21 protein-coding genes and 1 riboswitch are annotated in these 19,917 nt (G+C 63.0%); of the genes, 7 read left to right on the top strand and 14 right to left on the bottom strand.

Annotated features, from left to right (window positions below; translation table 11 throughout):
• The first annotated feature begins 8 nt into the window (after positions 1-8).
• A complete protein-coding gene (locus ABFY71_RS13930; RefSeq protein ID WP_347946638.1) occupies positions 9-350 on the top strand; it encodes a DUF7670 domain-containing protein in 342 nt (113 codons plus the stop codon).
• Here ABFY71_RS13930 and ABFY71_RS13925 read toward each other — a convergent pair.
• The 4 genes from ABFY71_RS13925 to ABFY71_RS13910 all read right to left on the bottom strand — a co-directional run bounded on the left by ABFY71_RS13925 (position 347) and on the right by ABFY71_RS13910 (position 2,696).
• Entirely contained in the window at positions 347-565 is a 219-nt protein-coding gene (locus ABFY71_RS13925) for an alkylphosphonate utilization protein (protein WP_305582490.1), read from the bottom strand. The genes ABFY71_RS13930 and ABFY71_RS13925 overlap by 4 nt on opposite strands.
• 75 nt (positions 566-640) lie before the next feature.
• Entirely contained in the window at positions 641-1,699 is a 1,059-nt protein-coding gene (gene cobW, locus ABFY71_RS13920; RefSeq protein WP_347946637.1) for a cobalamin biosynthesis protein CobW, read from the bottom strand.
• Positions 1,696-2,472, bottom strand: a complete 777-nt coding sequence (locus ABFY71_RS13915) for a CbtA family protein (RefSeq protein WP_347946636.1) — start codon at positions 2,470-2,472, stop codon at positions 1,696-1,698. The genes cobW and ABFY71_RS13915 overlap by 4 nt, the downstream gene beginning before the upstream one ends.
• 26 nt (positions 2,473-2,498) lie before the next feature.
• Positions 2,499-2,696 carry a CbtB domain-containing protein gene (locus ABFY71_RS13910; RefSeq protein WP_305582483.1) on the bottom strand — a complete coding sequence of 66 codons (198 nt, stop codon included), beginning with the start codon at positions 2,694-2,696 and terminating at the stop codon, positions 2,499-2,501.
• Between the two features lie 56 nt (positions 2,697-2,752).
• A riboswitch (cobalamin riboswitch) is annotated at positions 2,753-2,891 on the bottom strand.
• A gap of 246 nt (positions 2,892-3,137) precedes the next feature.
• On the opposite strand from ABFY71_RS13910, the gene ABFY71_RS13905 reads away from it, so the two are divergent.
• Together ABFY71_RS13905 and ABFY71_RS13900 are read left to right on the top strand one after the other, a co-directional pair.
• On the top strand, positions 3,138-3,392 hold the full coding sequence (locus tag ABFY71_RS13905; protein ID WP_305582481.1) for a DUF2164 domain-containing protein: 255 nt from the start codon (positions 3,138-3,140) through the stop codon (positions 3,390-3,392).
• 77 nt (positions 3,393-3,469) lie between these two features.
• A complete protein-coding gene (locus ABFY71_RS13900) occupies positions 3,470-3,826 on the top strand; it encodes a DMT family protein (RefSeq protein ID WP_347946635.1) in 357 nt (118 codons plus the stop codon).
• Positions 3,827-3,965: 139 nt separating this feature from the next.
• Here the strand turns inward: ABFY71_RS13900 and aztD are convergent, their stop codons facing one another.
• Positions 3,966-5,150, bottom strand: a complete 1,185-nt coding sequence (aztD, locus tag ABFY71_RS13895) for a zinc metallochaperone AztD (protein WP_347946634.1) — start codon at positions 5,148-5,150, stop codon at positions 3,966-3,968.
• Between the two features lie 229 nt (positions 5,151-5,379).
• A complete protein-coding gene (locus ABFY71_RS13890; protein WP_347946633.1) occupies positions 5,380-6,333 on the bottom strand; it encodes a zinc ABC transporter substrate-binding protein in 954 nt (317 codons plus the stop codon).
• A 106-nt stretch (positions 6,334-6,439) separates the two neighbouring features.
• Between ABFY71_RS13890 and ABFY71_RS13885 the strand changes: the two genes are divergently transcribed.
• From ABFY71_RS13885 to ABFY71_RS13870, 4 genes are all read left to right on the top strand, one after another.
• Entirely contained in the window at positions 6,440-7,240 is an 801-nt protein-coding gene (locus tag ABFY71_RS13885) for an ATP-binding cassette domain-containing protein (RefSeq protein ID WP_347946632.1), read from the top strand.
• A 134-nt stretch (positions 7,241-7,374) separates the two neighbouring features.
• Positions 7,375-8,193 (top strand): metal ABC transporter permease, encoded by an 819-nt coding sequence (locus ABFY71_RS13880; RefSeq protein WP_305582471.1) that lies wholly within the window; start codon positions 7,375-7,377, stop codon positions 8,191-8,193.
• Entirely contained in the window at positions 8,183-8,596 is a 414-nt protein-coding gene (locus tag ABFY71_RS13875; RefSeq protein ID WP_347946631.1) for a Fur family transcriptional regulator, read from the top strand. Before ABFY71_RS13880 ends, ABFY71_RS13875 begins: the two co-directional genes overlap by 11 nt.
• A gap of 104 nt (positions 8,597-8,700) precedes the next feature.
• Positions 8,701-9,108 carry a DUF1801 domain-containing protein gene (locus ABFY71_RS13870; protein WP_347946630.1) on the top strand — a complete coding sequence of 136 codons (408 nt, stop codon included), beginning with the start codon at positions 8,701-8,703 and terminating at the stop codon, positions 9,106-9,108.
• A gap of 3 nt (positions 9,109-9,111) precedes the next feature.
• Here the strand turns inward: ABFY71_RS13870 and rsmD are convergent, their stop codons facing one another.
• From rsmD to ABFY71_RS13830, 8 genes are all read right to left on the bottom strand, one after another.
• Positions 9,112-9,675, bottom strand: coding sequence for a 16S rRNA (guanine(966)-N(2))-methyltransferase RsmD (rsmD, locus tag ABFY71_RS13865; RefSeq protein WP_347946629.1), 564 nt, complete (start codon positions 9,673-9,675; stop codon positions 9,112-9,114).
• Between the two features lie 53 nt (positions 9,676-9,728).
• Complete coding sequence (locus tag ABFY71_RS13860) at positions 9,729-11,861, bottom strand: pseudouridine synthase (RefSeq protein ID WP_347946628.1); 2,133 nt, start codon at positions 11,859-11,861, stop codon at positions 9,729-9,731.
• A gap of 104 nt (positions 11,862-11,965) precedes the next feature.
• Positions 11,966-12,616, bottom strand: coding sequence for a hypothetical protein (locus tag ABFY71_RS13855; protein WP_347946627.1), 651 nt, complete (start codon positions 12,614-12,616; stop codon positions 11,966-11,968).
• A gap of 150 nt (positions 12,617-12,766) precedes the next feature.
• Complete coding sequence (gene lspA, locus ABFY71_RS13850) at positions 12,767-13,330, bottom strand: signal peptidase II (RefSeq protein WP_347946626.1); 564 nt, start codon at positions 13,328-13,330, stop codon at positions 12,767-12,769.
• Positions 13,331-13,482: 152 nt separating this feature from the next.
• Positions 13,483-16,446: an isoleucine--tRNA ligase gene (gene ileS, locus ABFY71_RS13845; protein ID WP_347946625.1), complete on the bottom strand. Its 2,964-nt coding sequence runs from the start codon at positions 16,444-16,446 to the stop codon at positions 13,483-13,485.
• Positions 16,447-16,541: 95 nt separating this feature from the next.
• Positions 16,542-17,504, bottom strand: coding sequence for a bifunctional riboflavin kinase/FAD synthetase (locus ABFY71_RS13840; protein WP_347946624.1), 963 nt, complete (start codon positions 17,502-17,504; stop codon positions 16,542-16,544).
• Between the two features lie 17 nt (positions 17,505-17,521).
• Positions 17,522-18,388 carry a TIGR01459 family HAD-type hydrolase gene (locus ABFY71_RS13835; protein ID WP_347946623.1) on the bottom strand — a complete coding sequence of 289 codons (867 nt, stop codon included), beginning with the start codon at positions 18,386-18,388 and terminating at the stop codon, positions 17,522-17,524.
• A 207-nt stretch (positions 18,389-18,595) separates the two neighbouring features.
• Positions 18,596-19,834: an EAL domain-containing protein gene (locus ABFY71_RS13830; protein ID WP_347946622.1), complete on the bottom strand. Its 1,239-nt coding sequence runs from the start codon at positions 19,832-19,834 to the stop codon at positions 18,596-18,598.
• Between the last annotated feature and the right edge of the window lie 83 nt (positions 19,835-19,917).

Genomic DNA, 19,917 nt, shown 5'->3' with positions numbered 1-19,917 from the left:
GATCGAGCATGCACAGGATACTCACCATCGCCGCACGCACGGTCGCCATTCTCGGCATCGGCTTCATTTCGATGTTTGCGTTGGACATATTCGGCATGGACGCGCCGCCGCTGCAGCTCGCGCTGGGCCTGTTCATGCACCTGCTGCCAAGCGTCGTCCTCGTGGCGGTTCTGGCGATCGGCTGGCGATGGCCACTCGTGGGTGGCGCGTTGTATCTCGTGGTCGCCGCGCTGCCCATGCTGCTTCTCTCCAATCCATTCTGGGTCAACGCAATGCTTGCGGGCCCCTTCGCGCTGGCGGGCGTCTTGTTCATCACGGCGGCGCTCACCCGCGAGGCAGGCGGGCGCTAGGCCTTCTTGAGGAACTCGGTGCGCAGAACCAGGCCCTTGACCTTTTCGGCATTGCACTCGATTTCGGCGGTGTCATCGGTCAGGCGGATGTTCTTGACCAGCGTTCCGCGCTTGAGCGTCACCGACGTGCCTTTGACCTTGAGGTCCTTGATCAGGGTAACGGCGTCACCATCATTGAGCTGGGTGCCGTTGGAGTCTTTGGTGATTTCGGTCATGGTTTTTCCTTGGTTGGATGCCCCCACCTAACCTCCCCCTTAGGGGGGAGGAATCCGATAGGGGCCGGGCTGGGATCAGGCGGCGACGGCGAGCGCCCGTTGCAGGCTAGCGGTGATAGCAGCGCGATCAAGCGGGCTTTCGCCGATGACCACGAGGGCCGTGTCGCGGGTTTCGCCAGCTTTCCACGGGCGATCGAAATAGGCGGTGACGCGTGGGCCGACGGCCTGGATCGCCAGACGCGCGGTAGCGCCGGGAACTGCGGCAAAGCCTTTGAGACGCAGTACATCGTGATCGCGAATGGTGGTCTCGATGATGGCGAGCAGTTCATCCTTGCCGGCAATGGCGGGCAGGCGGATCGAGAAGCTGTCGAAGTCATCGTGTTCATGCGGCTCGCCTTCATGTTCCAGCTCATGGTGGCTCGGGCGGTTGGCGATGTCGTCTTCCGAACCCATGCCTAGGCCCAGCAGCGCGGTGATGTCGACATGGCCATTGCTGGCGCGAATGACGCCGACGCCGGGGCGCAGTTCGGCCCGGATATTGGCCTCTACCTTGTCGAGCATGGCGGCGTCGAGCAGATCGGCCTTGTTGATGACGACGAGGTCGGCCACCGAGAGCTGATCTTCAAAAAGCTCACCCAGCGGGGTCTCGTGATCGAGCATTTCGTCCTGACGGCGCAGCGCGTCAACGGCGGCTTCGTCGGAAGCGAAACGTCCCTCGGCCAGCGCCGAAGCGTCCGCGACAGTGACAATGCCATCAATGGTCACCTGCGCCTTGATCTCGGGCCAGTTGAAGGCGCGGATCAAGGGTTGCGGCAGCGCGAGACCCGACGTTTCGATAATGATGTGATCGAATTTTTCCGGGCGGGCGAGCAGGGCCTGCATGGTGGGGATAAACTCATCGGCCACGGTGCAGCAGATGCAGCCATTGGAGAGCTCGATCATATCCTCTTCGCGGCAGGTTTCATCGCCGCAACCGGCCAGAATGTCCTTGTCGACGCCGAGATCACCAAACTCGTTGATGATCAGCGCGATACGTTTGCCCTTGGGGGCGTGCGCCAGCAGATGGCGCACAAGGGTGGTCTTGCCGGCGCCGAGAAAGCCGGTGATGACGGTGGTGGGGATCTTGCTGGTCATAGGGTGGCTCCTGCCGGAATGGCGGCGTGGCGGACGGCAAAAACATCATTGAGCTTGCCGAAGACGGTGCCGAGAACAAGCCAGAACACCAGGGCCGTTCCCAGTGTGGTGGCCGCGAATTCGGTGGCCAGATGGGCCGGGACAGCACTCGGCTCATCGGGGGCGAGTGGGGCGCCGATGATGTGGGGGATGACAACCAGCGCAATGGCAACGGCAAAGGCCCAGCTGGCTTGGGTTTTGGCGAGCAACAGGCAGGCGGCACCGGTGGCCAGGGCCGTACCGGCCCACCAGACCTGGCGAGCCATCAGATCGCCTGCCGGCATGCCGGGCAGTTCGGGCGCCAGGCCAAAGGCGGGGGCCAGCGAAAAGGTGATGAAGCCGGCAATGCCCCAGAGGAAGCCATTGGCGAAGGTGATCGGGATGCCCGCGAACATCGAGATGGCGCCGATGAGCAGCGCGAAGCCGGCGGCAGCGAGCACACTCGCCAGCGTCGTATAGGCGGTACGCTCGAAACCATCCTGTGGCGCCCATTCCTCGGACGCGGCCGAAGTGGTGGCGGCGGCATCATCATGACTATGGGCGGCGGTACCTTCGGCATGGTGGTGCTCAGTGGTGACCGCGACGGCTGCTTCGCCATGGCTGTGGCCACCTTCACCCTCAAAGGTTTCGGCATGCAGGATAAGCGGGGTGACGCGGAAATGCTGGATTGCGGCCGTGGCCAGGCCAGCACAAAGCGCTGCGACAAGCGCAGCAGCAAACAGATTGCGGATCATGTCAGTTCTCTCGTTGTCAGCCTGCCTTAGTGGCAGGGAAAACCCATGGCGTGGCGGGCGTCGTGCGCGCCGTTGTGCAGGCGATAATCACCGGCAAAGCCAGTGCCCACCAGAAGGGTCAGGCCGAGCATGAGCGCCAGGGCACCAGCGATCAGACGCTGGGATATCGAGAGAGACTGAAGGCCAGTCGCAGTATTGATTGTCGTATTGGTCGTCAAATTCATGGCAGCACCCTCCGTGCGCGGAATGATTGGGCCGTCTGGCCCGGTGGTGTGCCGGCAGGTCTCCTGGCTCGCGGTGAGGATAGCCCTCTCGCCTTCCCGGCTTGCGCCAGTGGCATCGTGAGAGAGCGCACCGCTTACAGTTGCGGGGGCAGCCACGGTCTTGCGCCCTGATGGGTACGTCGCACCGTGTTCCCTTGTCCAACCCGTCGCGCAGGGCATGATGCGATGCGCATTGGGCTGGATTATCCCTCCGGCACAACGGCCTTCGGGAACCAACACGAGAACTGGTGTGCCACCAAACTGGCCAAACTGCAATGTCTGGCAGCGCCGATGATCGGAAAACGCCGGAACGGTCAAGCCTGCGGATGGCGCCAAGGGGCGAATTGACCGCGGCGGCGGCGGTCGACTCGCTATAATTCAGGACCAAGCAAGGAGACGATGATGAAGCCGATCAAATTCAGCCGCGAGGAAACCAAGGCCATCGTGGGCGAAATCCAGGACTATTTCCACCACGAGCTGGATCAGGAGATCGGCGCCATTCCGGCGGAGATGCTGATGAGCTTTTTCGTCGACAAGATGGGAGCCTATTTTTACAACCGCGGCGTCTATGACGCGCAGGGACTAATCCGGGAGCGGATGGACAGCCTGACCGACGATATTTTCGGGCTGGAACAACCGACCAAGCACACGCGCTGAAAATCTGACTTTCGCGCCGCCACGGCCAGCGCTAGATAGCACGGCCGGCGCAAGCTGGTTGCTGTCAGGAGAGGGCCTTGGGCTTCAACTTTGCTACCTTTGCGCCGATCGGCCTGCTGCTGGCGTCGAACATCTTCATGACCTTTGCCTGGTATGGGCATCTCAAATGGCCCGGCTCGGCGCTGTGGGCGGCGGTGCTGATCAGTTGGGGCATCGCCTTTTTCGAGTATTGGCTGGCCGTGCCGGCCAACCGGATCGGCGAAGCGGTGTACTCGCCCAGTGAACTGAAAACCATTCAGGAGGTGATTTCCCTGTCAGTGTTCGCGGTGTTCACCGTGTTCTATTTCGGCGAGAAGCTGACGCTGAACCACGGGGTTGGCTTCGCGCTGATCGGGCTGGGGGCGTTCTTCATCTTCAAGGGGCCGCTGAAATAGCAGCTGAAGACGCATTGAGGGCACCCCCACCTAACCTCCCCCTGACAGGGGGAGGGACAGATTGAATAAGTGGCGAGATTTGTGGCGAACGCCGACCGGATACCTCGCCCTGTTCAGGGGGAGGCAGGGCGAGGGACCCTTAGTGCACGCTGCCTGAACCGCCGACAGCGACGATGTTGTAAGGTGCGCCGGCGACCGGAATGCTGCGTGTTGCGGTGAATCTGGCGATGTCGATCAGGTGCACCTTGCCTGCATTGGGATCGCTAACTGCCACAACCTTGCCGGCCACGGCGATACGCGGTCGCGGCAGGCTCCATTCGCCATCCATCGAATAAGGCTCGGTCACCGCCAGGGATTGGGTGATTTTCCCCGAGACAATATCGAGCTGGTGGAGCTGGCCGTCTTCGGTGAAGATATAGGCGAATTTGGGCTGCGCCGGATCGATGGTGAAGTGCACACGGCGGGTCGGCAGGTCCACGAGGCGGAAGGGCGCTGCTTCGGTGGGATCGATGATGGCCACTTTGTCGGCGCCATAATTACCCAGGAAGTACTGCATGCCGACGCCGCCCAGAAAGGTGGTGGACTTGCCGGCGGGCAGGCCATCATAAGACAGTTTGGTGATCTGGGGTTCGCCAGAGCCGGAGGCGATCAGCACGCCATCGCTGCAGCCAATGATTGCCATATTGCCCGAAGTGGCCTCGCCATGCAGGTCCGGACAGACATGGGTGTCGCCGACCAGATTGCCATCGGAATCGAGAATATTGAGGCCGATGCGGGGTTTTTTCTCATCATCTGCATTGGCAGACGATGTCAGTGTGTGCACGCCCCAGGGGATCGCAACGCCGTGGTGGGAGGTGCCGCTGTCGAGCTGGGTGGCGGCGAGTTTGCCCTCGTGCGCCCATTGCTGGGCATTGAACAGGCTGATCAGACCCGACCCATCAAAAAACATGGCGGCCTTGCTACCATGCTCGACGAAATGGGCGGGCTTTTCGCCGGTCAGCACGGCATCAATCAGTTCGGGATCGGAGATGGTGATATCGCCGTGATCGCCATGGTCGTCGACGGCAATGCCGCTGTCGATGGCCGAGACCTGGTTGCCTGCCCCCTGCACCGCGACGACGACACCGTCAGTGGCATAGAGGGTTGCCGGGCTGGCGAGCTGGAAGGTGGCGAGAGCGTCACCGGTTTCGAGGTCCAGCGCGGTGACTACGGGCCTGGTGTGATCGGCGATGAACAGGCGCCAAGCGGCGGCGTGGTCATCAGCCACGGTCGGAACTGTGAGGGCAGTGGCGGCAATGAGGGGTAGGAGAAGGCGAGCGGACATAGTGTCTCCGATATGTTAGCACGTTACGTTTTGGGGTTGTGTTTTGACTGTGGGGGTGGGTGTCTGCTGGATGGCAGGAGACGTCGCGGCACATGCGGCGTTACCCCTCGCGCATCCCGTTCCCATCGAGGGGGGAAGCCGCCAGTCCGGACGCCGGTGTTCATCGTCTCCACCCCTCACGGGGAGGCATCAATTGTGGAGGTGGGCCAGGCTGAATGCCGGGGCAAGACTACCCCAGGCAGTCGACCAAGCTGGTGGCCAGGCCGCGCAGCAGATTGGGATAGAGCGCGACGCCCGACTCGAGCGCCCCGCCCTCAGGGTCCAGCGTGCCGGATTTCGCAGTGCTGCCTTCGGTGATGGCGCTGATGATGGTGGGCGGGAAGTTCGGCTCGGCAAAGACGCAGGTGGCGCCCAGGTCGGCAATCGTGGCCTTGAGCTCATCAATGCGGGCGGCGCCGGGCAAGGTGTCGGGCGTCACGGTGATCGAGCCGGCCAGGTTGAGGCCAAAGCGGGCCTCGAAATACTGATAGGCGTCGTGAAAGACGATGAAGGGCTTGTCCTTGACCGGGGCGAGCGTGGCGGCAATTTCGGCTTCGAGAGCGTCGAGGCTGAGCAGTTGGGCTTCGGCATTGGCCTGGTAGCGCGCGGCGTTTTCCGGGTCGGCATCAGCCAGCGTGGTGGCGATGTGGGTGACCATCAGCTTGGCGTTTTGCGGATCGAGCCAGAAATGCATGTCACCTTCGCCATGCTCGTCGTGATCGGCGTGGTCGTGATCATCCTCGGCAGCGTGGTCGTGGTCTTCTTCCTCGTGGAGGTGCGGCTCAAAGGCGCCGCCTTCGCGGACGGGCAATAGCGTGATGCCAGGAGCTTCCGCGAGCTCGACGATGACCGCCCCGGTCGAGAGCGTCTCTAGCGCATCACCCAGAAACAATTCCATGTCGTGCCCGGTCCAGAACACGATGTCCGCACTCTCCAATGCGCTGGCGTCGGAGGGCTTGAGCGCATAGGTGTGCGGCGAGGCGGCACCCTTGACAATCAGTGTTGGCTCGCCAATTCCCGCCATGACAGCGGCGACAAGAGAATGCACCGGCTTGATCGAGGCGACGACGCTGGGCATCGCCCAGGCGCTCGTGGCGCTCAACAAGGTCGCGGTGAGCAGGGCAAGGGGAGCGAGCAGTTTCATCGGCTTGGCCTCATCGTGGTAGCGGAGAGTTTGTGCGTAATGTTATGTTATTACGCTTGCGGGGATGTTATGCTATAACGTATTGCAGGACGTCAAGAGGCAATGGATGGATGCGGTGGCAAAAAAAGAAAACCTGATTACGCTGGTTGGTGCGGGCGTAGTGCGCGGCGGCCGCACGCTGGTCAGCGGCGTCGACCTCACCATTGCGCGCGGCGAAATCGTCACACTGATCGGCCCGAACGGCTCGGGGAAATCGACCACGGCCAAGCTGGCGACGGGGGTGCTCAAGCCCAGCATGGGCACGGTGACGCGTCGGCCCGGTCTCAGAATCGGCTATGTGCCACAAAAGCTCAACATTGACTGGACACTGCCATTGACTGTGGAACGGCTGATGACCCTGACCGGGCATTTTTCGTCCCCCGAGATCATGGCCGCGCTCGAGGCGGTGGGCGTGGCACGCCTGCTCAAGGCGCCGGTGCAGGAACTATCGGGCGGAGAATTCCAACGCGTGCTGTTTGCCCGCGCCATGATCCGCCAGCCTGATCTGCTGGTGCTGGACGAGCCGGTGCAGGGCGTGGATTTTTCCGGGGAGGTGGCGCTGTATGAACTGGTACGGCAGATCCGCGACACCTCGCACAGCGGCATTCTGATGATCAGCCACGATCTGCATGTGGTGATGGCCGAAACCGATACGGTAATCTGCCTGAACGGCCATGTCTGCTGCCGCGGCACGCCTTCGGCGGTGCAGAACAGCCCGGAGTATCTGCGGTTGTTCGGCGAGCGGGCATCTGGGGCGTTGGCGCTGTATCAGCACCATCACGACCATGAGCATCACGATGATGGCTGCGTGGTGGTTGACGGTCATTCGCATACGCATGAGCACCATGAAGGGCATTCGCATGGGTGAGGCGATTTCTTTGGTGAGCCTAAGGCCCCCCTTCCCCCAAGGGGAAGGGGTGCACAACAGCACGGCATTTTCAGTTTGGGCCTCCATCCCCCCGGAGGGGAGAGCCGGGGTGTGGGTCGCCGGGGAGCAAAACCATGTTCGGTGACTATTTTTCACGGGCGCTGATTGCGGGCGTCGGGCTGGCGCTGGTGAGCGGACCGCTGGGCTGCTTTGTAGTGTGGCGGCGGATGGCTTATTTCGGCGACACCATGGCGCATTCGGCGCTGCTGGGCGTGGCGCTGTCGATCATCTTGTCGATGAACATGACGCTGGGCGTGTTTGCCGTGGCCGTATTGGTGGCTGGGGCGCTGATCGTGCTGCAGCGGCAGGCGACGCTGTCGACCGATGCGCTGCTGGGCATTCTGAGCCATTCGACGCTGGCGGTGGGCCTGGTGCTGGTGGGGTTTCTGACCACGGTGCGAATTGACCTGATGGGGTTTCTGTTCGGCGATATTCTGGCGGTGTCGGTGCAGGACATTGCCATCATCTATGGTGGCGGCATCGCCATTCTGGCAATTCTGGTGCTGAGCTGGCGGCCGCTGCTGGCCTCCACGGTGAGCCCGGAACTGGCCGAGGCCGAGGGGCTGCGGCCCGAGACGAGCCGGCTGGTGCTGATGATCCTGATGGCCAGCGTCATCGCCATCGCCATGAAGCTGGTGGGGGTGCTGCTGATCACCTCGCTGCTGATCATTCCGGCCGCGACGGCGCGCCGGCTGAGTTCGACGCCGGAAATGATGGCCGTGGTGGCGGCGGTACTGGGGGCCATTGCGGTGGTCGGCGGGCTGTTTGGCTCGCGCACCTGGGACACCGCGTCAGGTCCTTCCATCGTGGTGATGGCCCTGGTTATATTTTTGCTGTCGTTGACAATCCCCGTCACGCGGCTGTTTGGCAGGAAGGTTCCGCATGGCACATAATCACGCTGTTCCTAGCGATCTGACGCGCAATCAGGGTCTGGTGCTGGGGGCACTCAACTCATCGGGCGCGCCGCTGAGCGCCTATGACATTCTCGACGCGCTGCGGGCCGATGGGTTGCGGGCACCGTTGCAGGTATATCGCGCGCTCGACAAGCTGGTCGAACGCGGCCTGGCGCACCGGCTGGAATCGCTGAATGCTTTTGTGGCCTGCGCCGATGAGCATTGCGACCGCAAGCAACTGACGGCCTTTGCCATCTGCACCAATTGCGGCAAGGTGGATGAGTTTACCGATGCGGTGATTGAGGACCGGCTGGGTGAGTGGGCGGGAGCCAGAAGCTTCAAGATTGAGCGCACCACCATGGAGATCCGTGGCAAATGCGGGCAGTGCGCGGCACTGGCCTGAGTGGCGGCAATTTCCGTGCATCCACCGGTGACTCGAAGCGCCAAAGTCAGCTAGCCTGCACCCGGTCCCAATCTGGCAGATATGGCAAGTGCAGGGAGAGCGCCATGAATCCATCGGAACAAATCGATCAGGCCATCGACGCGTTGGCGGACTGGCGGGGCGAGATGCTGGCCAGGGTGCGACGGTGCATTGTCGGGGCTGACCCTGAAATCGTCGAGGACTGGAAGTGGATGGGCAGCCCGGCCTGGTCGCGTGACGGGTTGATCGCAGTCGGCAACGCGCACAAGGCCAAGATCAAGCTGACTTTTGCCTACGGCGCGCACCTGCCGGACCCCGATGGTCTGTTCAATGGACAGGACAATGGCAAAACCCGGCGCTCCATCGACATCTTTGAAGGCGATGCGCTCAATGCGGCGGCGCTGCAGGCGCTGGTCCGCGCCGCCATCAGCTACAATCTGGCCAATCTGAAGAAGAACGCGAGCAAGCGCGCCACCGTCGACAAGGAGCAATGAGTCCTAAGGGGTCTGATCGAAGCTCAGAAAATGCACGGCGGCGGCGCCATAGACGCGGCGGTCATCAAGGGTGAAGCCATCGGGGATGACGATCTCAGCCGTGGCACTTTCCTCAAACACCAGCGTGGCGCCGAGCGCCAGCCAGCCGCCTTTGGCGAGGCCAGCAAGGGCCTGTTCGCCAAGACCCTGGCCATAGGGCGGATCGAGAAACACCAGATCGAATTTGCCAAAAGTGCCGGTGGGGCCGAGATCGATGGCGTCGCGGCGCAGCAGCTTGGTATTGCCACCAACGCCGAAGGCCTCGATGTGGTCGCGGATCAGACCACGGGCTTCGGCGCCCATATCGACGAAGGTGGCGTGGGCGGCACCGCGCGACAGGGCTTCAAAGCCCAGCGCGCCGGTACCGGCAAACAGGTCGAGCACGCGCAAACCGTCAAACACCGGCCCCAAACGGGAGGCGAGGATGTTGAACATGGATTCACGGACGCGATCACCGGTCGGACGAATGGAATCGTCGGACGGCGAGATCAGTTGTTTGCCCTTGAACCTGCCGGCAACGATGCGCATGGCGTGATCCTTTCGATCCTTAGTGAGCTCGCATCAGACCCGGACCTGGCATCTCAGGACTTCGGACGGCGCGGCGCGCCTGGACGACCACCGGCGGAACGGCCTGCGCCACCCGACGGACGACCACCTGACGGGCGACCGGGTCCACCGGAAGGGCGACCACCACCGGCTGGGCGACCGGCGCCACCGGCGGGACGACCACCGCCGCCAGCTGGACGACCAGCGCCACCGGCGGGACGGCCAGCGCCACCGGCTGGGCCCCCAAAGGAGCGAGCGCCGGACTTGGGCGCGCGCTGCGGCGCAGCGCCATCGCGCTTGGGATGCGGCTTGCCATCCGGACGGGTCCGGGGCTTGCCATAGGTCTTGGCCTCGGAGCCGAGATGGTCACGGCCGGGGCGCGACGCGCGGTCGGGACGATCCGAATGGGCTGGACGCGATGGCCGCTCGGCGCGGTCGGCGTAAACCGGACGATCCCCCTCGGGACGGTAGGCCCGCACTGGCTTGTCGGAGAAGTTGCGGCCGGGGCGCTTGGCTTCCCCCTTGAAGGCCGCGCCAGCGCCGCGTTCGCTATCGGGCCGCAGACGGGGCTCGAAGTTTGCGGCCGGGCGTTCGCCACCGGGCGCATCGCCACGGCGGGGACCGCGTGGGGTACCAGTGAATTCACGATCTCGCGACGGACGAGTGCCGCCTTCGGGCCGGGTACGCGGCTCGAAACTGCGCGCCGGACGCTCACCAAAGCTGCGCTGGGGACGGTCACCGAAATCGCGCGCGGACCGCTCTGCGGCGGGCCGACCAGCGGCGGGACGGGTACCAGCTGGACGATCGCCATAAGGCCGGGCGGGACGATCACCGTCTTCGCGACGCGGACCGCGTGGCTTGTCACCGAACGTCTTCTTGTCACCATAGGGCTTCTTGTCGCCGTAAGGTTTTTTGTCGCCATAGGGTTTCTTGTCGCCGAAGGACTTCTTGTCCCCAAACGACTTCTTCTCGCCAAAGGGCTTCTTGTCGCCGGCACCGGGTTTGCCGCCAGCGGGGCGCGGTGCCTTTTTGCCATAGTTGGCAGCGGGCTGATCATCTGGATCGCGCCATGTGGGCGCCTTGCCGAGGTTCTTTTTCACAAATTCTTCCGGCGCACGGCCGTCCTCGTCAAAATGGATGTGGCGCGGTGGCGGGGCTTCTTCCTCGTCACGCGGATCAAGGCGCTTGCCGGTCGGCTTGCGCGGATCGAAGCGACCAGGACGATCCTGACGCGGCCGCTCGGCGCGGCGCTCTTCTTCGGTCTGCTCGGCGCCGTCGGTGAAGCGGAAGCGCTGGCGGGCAATTTCCACGGTATTGGTGCCGCGACCGGTCAGGCGGTCGCGGGTTGGCTTGCCTTCGAGCGCGCTGGCTTCGGGCATTTCGCTATCGAAATCGACATCGGCGGCGTCGGCCAGCTTCTTGCCGAGCTGATCGCGCAGCATCTTGGCCTTGATGGTCTCAATGCCACCAACCGGGATATCGCCGAGCTGGAATGGACCATAGCTGACGCGGATCAGCCGGTTCACTTCGAGGCCGAGCGCGCCCAGCACATTCTTGACTTCGCGGTTCTTGCCTTCGCGCAGCGCCAGCACCAGCCAGACATTGGCGCCCTGCTCGCGCTCCAGCGTGGCTTCGATGGCGCCATATTTGATGCCGTCGATCTCGATGCCGTCCTTGAGCTTGTCGAGCGCCGCCTGGGTGACCGAACCGTGGGCGCGGACGCGATAGCGGCGCAGCCAGCCGGTTGCCGGCAGTTCCAGCACGCGCTTCAGGCCGCCATCATTGGTCAGCAGCAACAGGCCCTCGGTGTTGATATCGAGCCGACCGACAGTGACGACGCGCGGCAGGCCATGAGTTTCGAGGTGCTCGAAAATGGTCTCGCGGCCTTCGGGGTCCTTCTCGGTCACCACCAGGCCCGCAGGCTTGTGGTAGAGCCAGACGCGGGTGCCCTGACGGGCGGCCAGAGGGGCACCATCGACCATCACCTTGTCACGGTCGGTAACGTTGAAGGCCGGGGTCTGCACCTTCTTGCCGTTGACCACGACGCGGCCCTCGGTGATCCACACCTCGGCATCGCGGCGGGAGCACAGCCCGGAGCGGGCTATGACCTTGGCGAGACGATCGCCGGTATCAGGTTTTGCGGGGGTGGCGTCGTTCAGTTCGCGCATTGGAGCGGGCTTTCATGTCATGCGTGACCCATTGGGGCGGCGCAGAAAGGAGAAAGCGGCCGGATCATCCAGCCGCTTTTTAGTCGCGTAAACCAGCAAGAATTCTACCGGTTGGTGATTTCTTTTTCCGTGAGCGACACGCCCGGACTGCTGATCATCGCGCCACCACTGGAGGACGAGGATTGGGCAGTCCGACGCAAGGCCTTGCGCACCGCTTCAGGGCATTTTGGATCATTGATTGATACCAGTTCGCCGCCGGGCGTCGAGCAGACCAGTTCGGCATCACCAACGCGGGTGAAATAATCTTCGGGCGGCATGTAGAGCGGCCGCTTGGCCGTGCTGGTACGGACGTCCATATTGGCAGCCCGCATGCGGGCAGTCAGCGCACGCGCTTCGGCTTCGGTCAGCGGACGACCCGACACGGAGCGCAAATCAACCACCTTGGCATTGCGCAGGCGCTGCAGATCGGCCTCGGTCAGGTTACTCGCATCAATCTGGACAGTATCGCTGTCGGTCGGGAGCTGCGCCGCCGCCACCTCGGTCGTGGGGGGCGGCAGGGCCTGGCCAGACTGGGGCAATACCAGAGGCGCCCGTGCCTGGGTCAAATCCTCCTTGGCGGCATCACCAGGAATGAGCCCGAGGCCGCGCGCGGTGGAGCTCATCACTTCCCGCTCGAAAGTGCCCGGATCGGTCAGGGCATTGGTGCCTTCCACCGTGGTGCAGGCACCCAGCGCCAGCGCCAGCACAACAGCCAACGCTACCGATCCAGCCCGGGAGGTCGCGCGAAGAGCAGCCAGCTGCCCCGTCATTCCAATACGCATGAAACGTCCTTCAAGATGTCGGCGGCGCTTATAGCGCATTCTGCGGACTAAGACCAGATTCTGGCAGCAACGTGTTCACCACCCTCAGCTCACCGGTTTTCGGGTGCCGCCGAGCCCGATCAGATCGGCAATCAGCAGGATCACCCCCAAGGTAATGGCGACATCGGCAATGTTGAAGATGTAGAATGACCAGTCACCCCAGTGAAGATGGAAAAAGTCCGCCACCGCGCCGTAGATCAGCCGATCAACGGCATTGGAAAGCGCGCCGCCGATGCACAGCGCCAGACCCATGCGGATCATCGCTGAATCGGCGCGGACCCACCAGATCGACAGCGCCACAATCGCCACCATCATGATCACGCCCAGACCCCAGACCGGCAGACCATCAAGCAGGCCATAGGACACGCCGGTATTCCACACCAGCACATAGTCGAAGAAATCGGTGACCCGCACAATCTCCCCGCCGCGCCAGCCGGTCATGGCGAAGGGGACGTAGCTGACGAAAACCTCGACGCAGGGCGCGGCACCAATGGCAATGCACTCGGCTGCTACGTGAAAGGCCTTGTGCGCCCGGTCCAGCCCGAACGCCAGGATGGCCAGGGTGAGGGAAAAATAGACCGAGGGGTGGAAGAGCGATTTCAGGTTCATCGAGCACTTGCTCCTTCTTGCCGTCTCCCCTTGCGGGAGAAGATGGCGCCCAGCGCCGGATGAAAGGTCAGCGATGGATGCAAGCCCCTCCCCCGCCCTTCGGGCACCCTCTCCCACAGGGGGAGAGGGCGATGGAGCCTACGGCTCCTGCTTCAAAGCCCGGCGGCAGTGCGTTCGCGCAGGGCCTGGGCGTCGCGCGGCGATACATCGGGGTAGTCCGGATCAGAACCGACCTCGGGCAGCACCCGCCAGGAGCGGGCACAACGTTTGCCTTGCGCCAGGCCGGGCAGCACCGCAATGCCGGCGACGTCGTCGAGACGGAAGGCCTCGGCGGGGCCTTCGGCAGTCTCGATCGAAATGGCGGAGGTGATGGCGATTTCAGCCAGATCCTGGCCCTCAAGCGCCGTCAGATAGCGGGGGTCGGCGATGAAGACCTTTGGCGCTGCTTCCAGCGAGGAGCCGATGCGCTTTTCGCGACGCTCGATCTCCAGCGACCCGGTGACCACGCGGCGGACAGTGCGGATCAACTGCCACTTGGCGGCCAGTTCAGCATGGAGCCAGTCAGAGGGGACTTCGGGGAACAGGCGCAGATGGACCGAGGAACCCTCGCCGGGGTGCCGCTCGAGCCAGACTTCTTCCATGGTGAACACCAGGATGGGGGCCAGCCAGGCGGTCAGGCAATCGAACAGATGGTTCAGTACGGTCAGCGCCGACTTGCGCTTGATCGAGGAGATCGGCTCGCAATAGAGCGCATCCTTGCGGATGTCGAAGTAGAAGGCGCTCAGCTCGATGTTCATGAAATTGGTCAGCAGCGTGACGATCTTGCGATAGTCGTATTCCTTGTAGGCGCCGCGCACCTGGCCATCGAGCTGGGCCAGACGATGCAGGATGACCTGTTCGAGCTCGGGCATATCGCCGGGCTCGACCGCATCGTCGGGCTGGTAATGCGCCAGATTGCCGAGCAGCCAGCGCAGCGTATTGCGCAGCTTGCGGTAGCTGTCGACCGTGGTCTGGATGACTTCCTTACCGAGGCGCTGATCTTCCTGATAATCGGTCGAGGCGACCCAGAGGCGCAGGATATCGGCGCCATACTGCTTGATGATATCCTGCGGGGCAACGGTATTGCCCAGCGACTTGCTCATCTTGCGGCCTTCGCCATCCATGGTGAAGCCATGCGTCAACACGCTCTCATAGGGGGCAAAGCCATTGGTGGCGCAGCTTTCGAGCAGGCTCGAATGGAACCAGCCGCGGTGCTGATCACTGCCTTCGAGATACATCGAGGCCGGGAATTTCAGATGCGGCCATTTCTGCTTGTTGCGCAGCACCCAGGCGTGGGTGGTGCCCGAGTCGAACCAGACGTCGAGCACGTCACGGATCATTTCGTAGTCGTCGGCGGCATAGGCATCGCCGAGGAAGCGCTGGGCGGCGCCGTCCTTGTACCAGGCGTCGGCACCCTCGACCTCAAAGGCGTCGGCAATGCGATGATTGACCACTGCGTCCTTGAGGATTTCTTTCGTGGCCTTGTTGACGAAAACAGTGATCGGCACGCCCCAGGCGCGCTGGCGGCTGAGCACCCAATCGGGGCGATCGGCGATCATGGCGCGCAGGCGGTTCTGGCCGGCAGCAGGGTAGAATTTGGTGGCGTCGATGGCATTGAGCGCGCGGTGGCGCAGGGTGTCGCCAGCAGTGCCCTCGATATCGCGGTCCATATAGACGAACCATTGCGGGGTGTTGCGGAAGATCACCGGCTTTTTCGAGCGCCATGAATGGGGGTATTGATGCTTGACGCGACCACGGGCCACCATGGCGTTGCGCTCGGCAAGCGCGGCGATGACACGGTTATTGGCGTCACCCTTCTTGCCGTTATCGTCGATGACGCGGGCGGGACCGCCCTCGGCATCGGGGCCGAGACCGGGGGCGTCCCTGGTATAGAAGCCGTCGTCGCCGACGACATAGGGAACCTCGGTGGAGATGCCCTTTTCGGCCAGCAGGCGCGTCGAATTCATCCAGATTTCAAAGTCGTCGAGGCCATGGCCGGGTGCGGTATGGACGAAACCGGTGCCGGCGTCATCGGTGACGTGATCGCCATCGAGGAGCGGGACTTCGAACTCGTAGCCGCCGCCGAGCCCGCGCAGCGGGTGGAAGCATGAGGTGATGCGAGCCGGATCGACGTCGCCGATGCGCGCAAATTCCTCGACCTTGGCCTTGGCAAAGGTTTCGGCGGCGAGATTGTCGGCGAGGATGTATTTTTCGCCCGTCGAAGCCCAATTGCCCTCGGGCGCCTTGGTGATCTCGTAGAGGCCATAGCTGATCTTTGACGAGAAGCTGATGGCGCGGTTGGCCGGGATGGTCCACGGCGTGGTGGTCCAGATCACGACTGAGGCGTTCAGGTCGTGGAAGGCCCCGGAGTTGATGTCGCCACCGCCAGAATGGACCGGGAACTTCACCCAGATCGTATCGCTCTCGTAGTCGGCATATTCGATTTCGGCTTCGGCCAGCGCGGTGCGTTCCACCACCGACCACATGACGGGCTTGGAGCCGCGATAGAGCTGACCGCTCATCGAGACCTGCATCAGTTCGCGGGCGATCTGGGCCTCGGCGTCAAAGCTCATGGTGAGATAGGGATTGTCCCACTCACCGAGGATGCCGAGGCGCTTGAATTCCTCGCGCTGCACATCGACCCATTGCTCGGCAAAGGTGCGGCATTCCTGGCGGAATTCGACGACGGGAACATCGTTCTTGTCCTTGCCCTTGGCGCGGTACTGTTCCTCGATTTTCCACTCGATCGGCAGGCCATGACAATCCCAGCCCGGCACATAGGCTGAGTTGAAGCCGAGCATCTGCATGGAGCGGCTCACCAGATCCTTGAGGGTCTTGTTGAGCGCGTGACCGATATGGATGTTGCCGTTGGCGTAGGGAGGGCCATCGTGAATGGTAAAGAGCGGCCGATCCTTGGCCTGTTTGCGTTGCAGCGCATAAATGTCCATTGCTTCCCAACGCTTGAGCCATTCGGGCTCGCGCTGGGGCAGGCCCGCGCGCATCGGGAAATTAGTCTCGGGCAGGAAAAGGGTAGCCGAATAATCGGTTTCGGCGGCGCCTGTGACGGTATCGGTCATGGGAAACGGCAATCATGCTGGAGATTTTGGCTGCCTTTTAGCAAGGCAGGGGCCAAGGGGCAAAGGCTGATTTGGGACAGCTGAGGTGGTAACGATCAGCCGATGAAGCCAAGTTTACTGTCGAGCGCGCCGATTGGACGCGCGGTGCTAATCAGCTGTCGCGCCTTGGCGCTGTCGCGGTCCATGGCGGCAATCAGTCCATCGAGACCGGAAAACACTTCCTGGCCACGAATATGGCCGATCAGGGCGACCGAAATGGTTTGCCCGTAAATGTCCTCATCGAAATCAAACAGATGGGTCTCAAAGGGTGGGCGCTGATTGTTGAACATCGGCTTGCCGAAGCCGGAGACGCCATCAAACACGCGCCCGCCGACCTTGGCGCGGACGGCATAGACGCCCTGGGCCAGCTGGAAGCTGGCATGGGTCATGGTATTGGCGGTGGGATAGCCAAGCTCCCTGCCCCGCTGGTCGCCCTTGACGACACAACCATCGAAAAACCAGTGGTAGCCGAGCAGCCGATTGGCCGCACTGATGGCGCCTTCGGACAGGGCGGCGCGGATGCGTGAGGATGAGATGACCTCGTCGCCCTCATCCATCAGATCGAGGGTCTTGACCACGAAGCCATTGGCATTGCCGGCGGCCTTGAGGAAGTCGGGCGTGCCACGGCGCTGGCGGCCAAAATGAAAATCAGCACCGACAATAACGCCGGTGACACCCAAGGCCCCAACGAGGAAGCGCGAGACGAAGTCTTCCGCTTCGATCTGAGAAAAGTCCCAGTCAAAGTTGAGGATGGCGATGGCGTCGAGCCCAAAGGCCTCGGCAAGCCGGGCCTTGGCATCGCCTTCGGTGAGCCGGAACATGAATGGAGACGGCGCGAAGACGTCGCGCGGATGCGGCTCGAACGTCAGCACCATGGCCGGGACGCCAGCCGCCCTGGCCCTGGCCTTGAGCGTGGACAGCACCATCTGGTGACCACGATGAAAGCCGTCAAAATTGCCGATGGCCACATAGGCGCCACGCAACTTTGCCGGCACGGCATCAAGGCTGGATAGCCGCACGAACCCACTCATCGACACTACCAGGTCAAGCGCGGCAGGAAGCCGGCCAGGCGCGCCCCGCTCGGCGCCACCAGATCGGCGATGGCCTGCGGGTCGGGCTTGCCGAAGGCATCAAGTTCGGCGGCGTGAATCGAGCCGGTGACAAACAGCAAATCGAGCCCGAACTGCGCAGCACCGGTCGCATCGGTGCGGACGCTATCGCCGATCGCCAGGACGCGCGATCGGTCCAGCTGTTTGCCAGCCGCCACTTCGGCGAGCCGAAAGGCCTCCTCATAGATGGGCCGATATGGTTTGCCTGCCATCAGCACCATGCCCCCCATGGCCGCGTAGAGATCACCCAGGGCGCCGCCGCAATAGATGATCTTGTCACCGTGTTCGACGACACGGTCGGGGTTGGCACAGATCATGGGCAGTTTGCGGGCCAGCCAGAGCCGGGCGCGCTCACGATACATTTCGGGGGTGTCATCATCGGTATCGAGATCGGTAACGACCACGACTTCGGCTTCTTCCGGGCCGGCGCGGCGCACATTGAGCCCCTCATAGAGCGCATCATCCTCGGTGGGCGGGCCGACATGGTGGATGGCGCGGCCGGAGTATTTGCCGATCATGACGCGGGTGGCATCACCTGACGACACGATGGCGTCATAGCTTTCGCGCCCCACGCCGAGCCGATCGAGCATGGCGATCAAGGGGCCAGAGGGGCGCGGGGCATTGGTGATGAAGATCACCTTGCCGCCTGCCTTGCGGAACTGCACCAGCGCGTCGACAGCGCTGGGGAAGGCCGCCACGCCGTTATGCACGACCCCCCATACATCACTCAGCACGGCATCATAGCGGCCGGTGAGATCGGCAAGGCCGGAGATCGAGGGTAGCGGGCTGGTCATCGCGAAGGTCCGATGCGGGCAGAGTTGAGGGTTTCTATGTGGCAGCTTGCCCTTCGGGATCAAGGGAAAACCACAAATGAGTGGGTATCACAACCATGCTGGAATACCGAAACGGCGCTTCGTCTGGCTGGCGTAGCTCGCAGCGTGGGTTTGGCGGGAGCGGACGATTCTGAGGCGCGCAAGCGCCACGCGCCAGTCAGTATCGGCTCAAAGTTCAGCACGGCGCAGTTGTGGGCGCGCGGGTCGGCCAACATCGACCACAAGATCGGGGCGGACGGGTCCAGGCGCGGCGATGTAGGGCCCCTGAGCCAAGGCAATGCCGTCATCGAGCAGTTCGATGATCTGGCGTTCATTGGTAATGCCGGTGGCGAGCAGGACGACCTCGAAACGCGCCACATAGTCGGCAATGTCAGAGGCGTGGAAATCGGTAAAGCTCTCGGGAGATTCGATAAAACGGGCCGCATCGATGCGCAGGGAACGGACATTGTGGTCGGCCAGCTCGGCAACATCAATGCGGAGCGATGTCACGTTGACCAGGGAGAATCCAGCACCCTTGCGGGCGACAGCGTCGGCGATGGCCCGTTCTCCACTTGCCATCGCGTGCCAATCGGTCCCGCTGATGGCAAAGATCAGCCCCTCGGCAATCGCCCGGTTGGCTTCAAGTGACGCCAGCAATTGCTCGGACGCTGCAGAATCGCCAAGCGTGGCGCGCGAAAGCGGAATGTAGAGCCGGATGGGTTGGCCGCTGGAACGGGCGCGGCGGCCAATGGTAATGGCCTCCGCCAGCGCGAGTCCTTCGATATGACGCAGCACATCAGGGCCACCCGTGCGCGGCATGAAGTCGGCGCTATCGGCAATATCGCCACCCTCAAGCTTGAGGCGCGGCACCAGATCATAGCCCTGCGGCCGTCGCTGCGGCAGAGTCACCACGGGCTGGACATGAAAGATCAAGCGGCCTTCGGCCAGCGCCTGGCGCACCATCTCAACCGGAATGCCAGGATCGGGTTCACGCGCCGGTGCGGGTGGAACTGCCGCAGCGGCAAGCATCCGATCGCGCCCGTCGAGCTGTGGTTTGGTGACCCGGTCCTCGATTTCGGAGACAGCCTCGGCCACCTGGCGGATTACCGTACCCAGCACGGAAATATCGGCCTCCACGCCTTCAAGGCGCTGCTCGGCATCAATATCGGCCATGGCATTGATGCGTTGACCGAGCACCGCACCGGCCTGGGCATCGGTGGCGAGCAGGCGGGAAAGATCCTCTATCGCTCGCTCCAGGCGGTTTTCGGCGCGCTGGCGCAGCTTGCGTTCCATCAGCACAACACAGACGCAGCCGAAGACCACGGCGGCAAGAATTGCTTCCGCAGGCGTGAACGTCAGCCCAAAATAGGCAGCGGCACCGACGCCAGCTGCGGAAAGGGCGATGAACGTATAGACCAGTGCCTGCACGCGCGGACCTATGAACCCTGTAAATCTGCCGGGATTCGGCTTCCCCTCTTAGCATCGCGCCGAGGGCGGCAAAAGCCGCGTGC

This window comes from Devosia alba, from assembly GCF_039938915.1.
GTDB lineage: Bacteria > Pseudomonadota > Alphaproteobacteria > Rhizobiales > Devosiaceae > Devosia > Devosia alba.
This window is presented reverse-complemented; position numbering and strand designations above follow the sequence as displayed.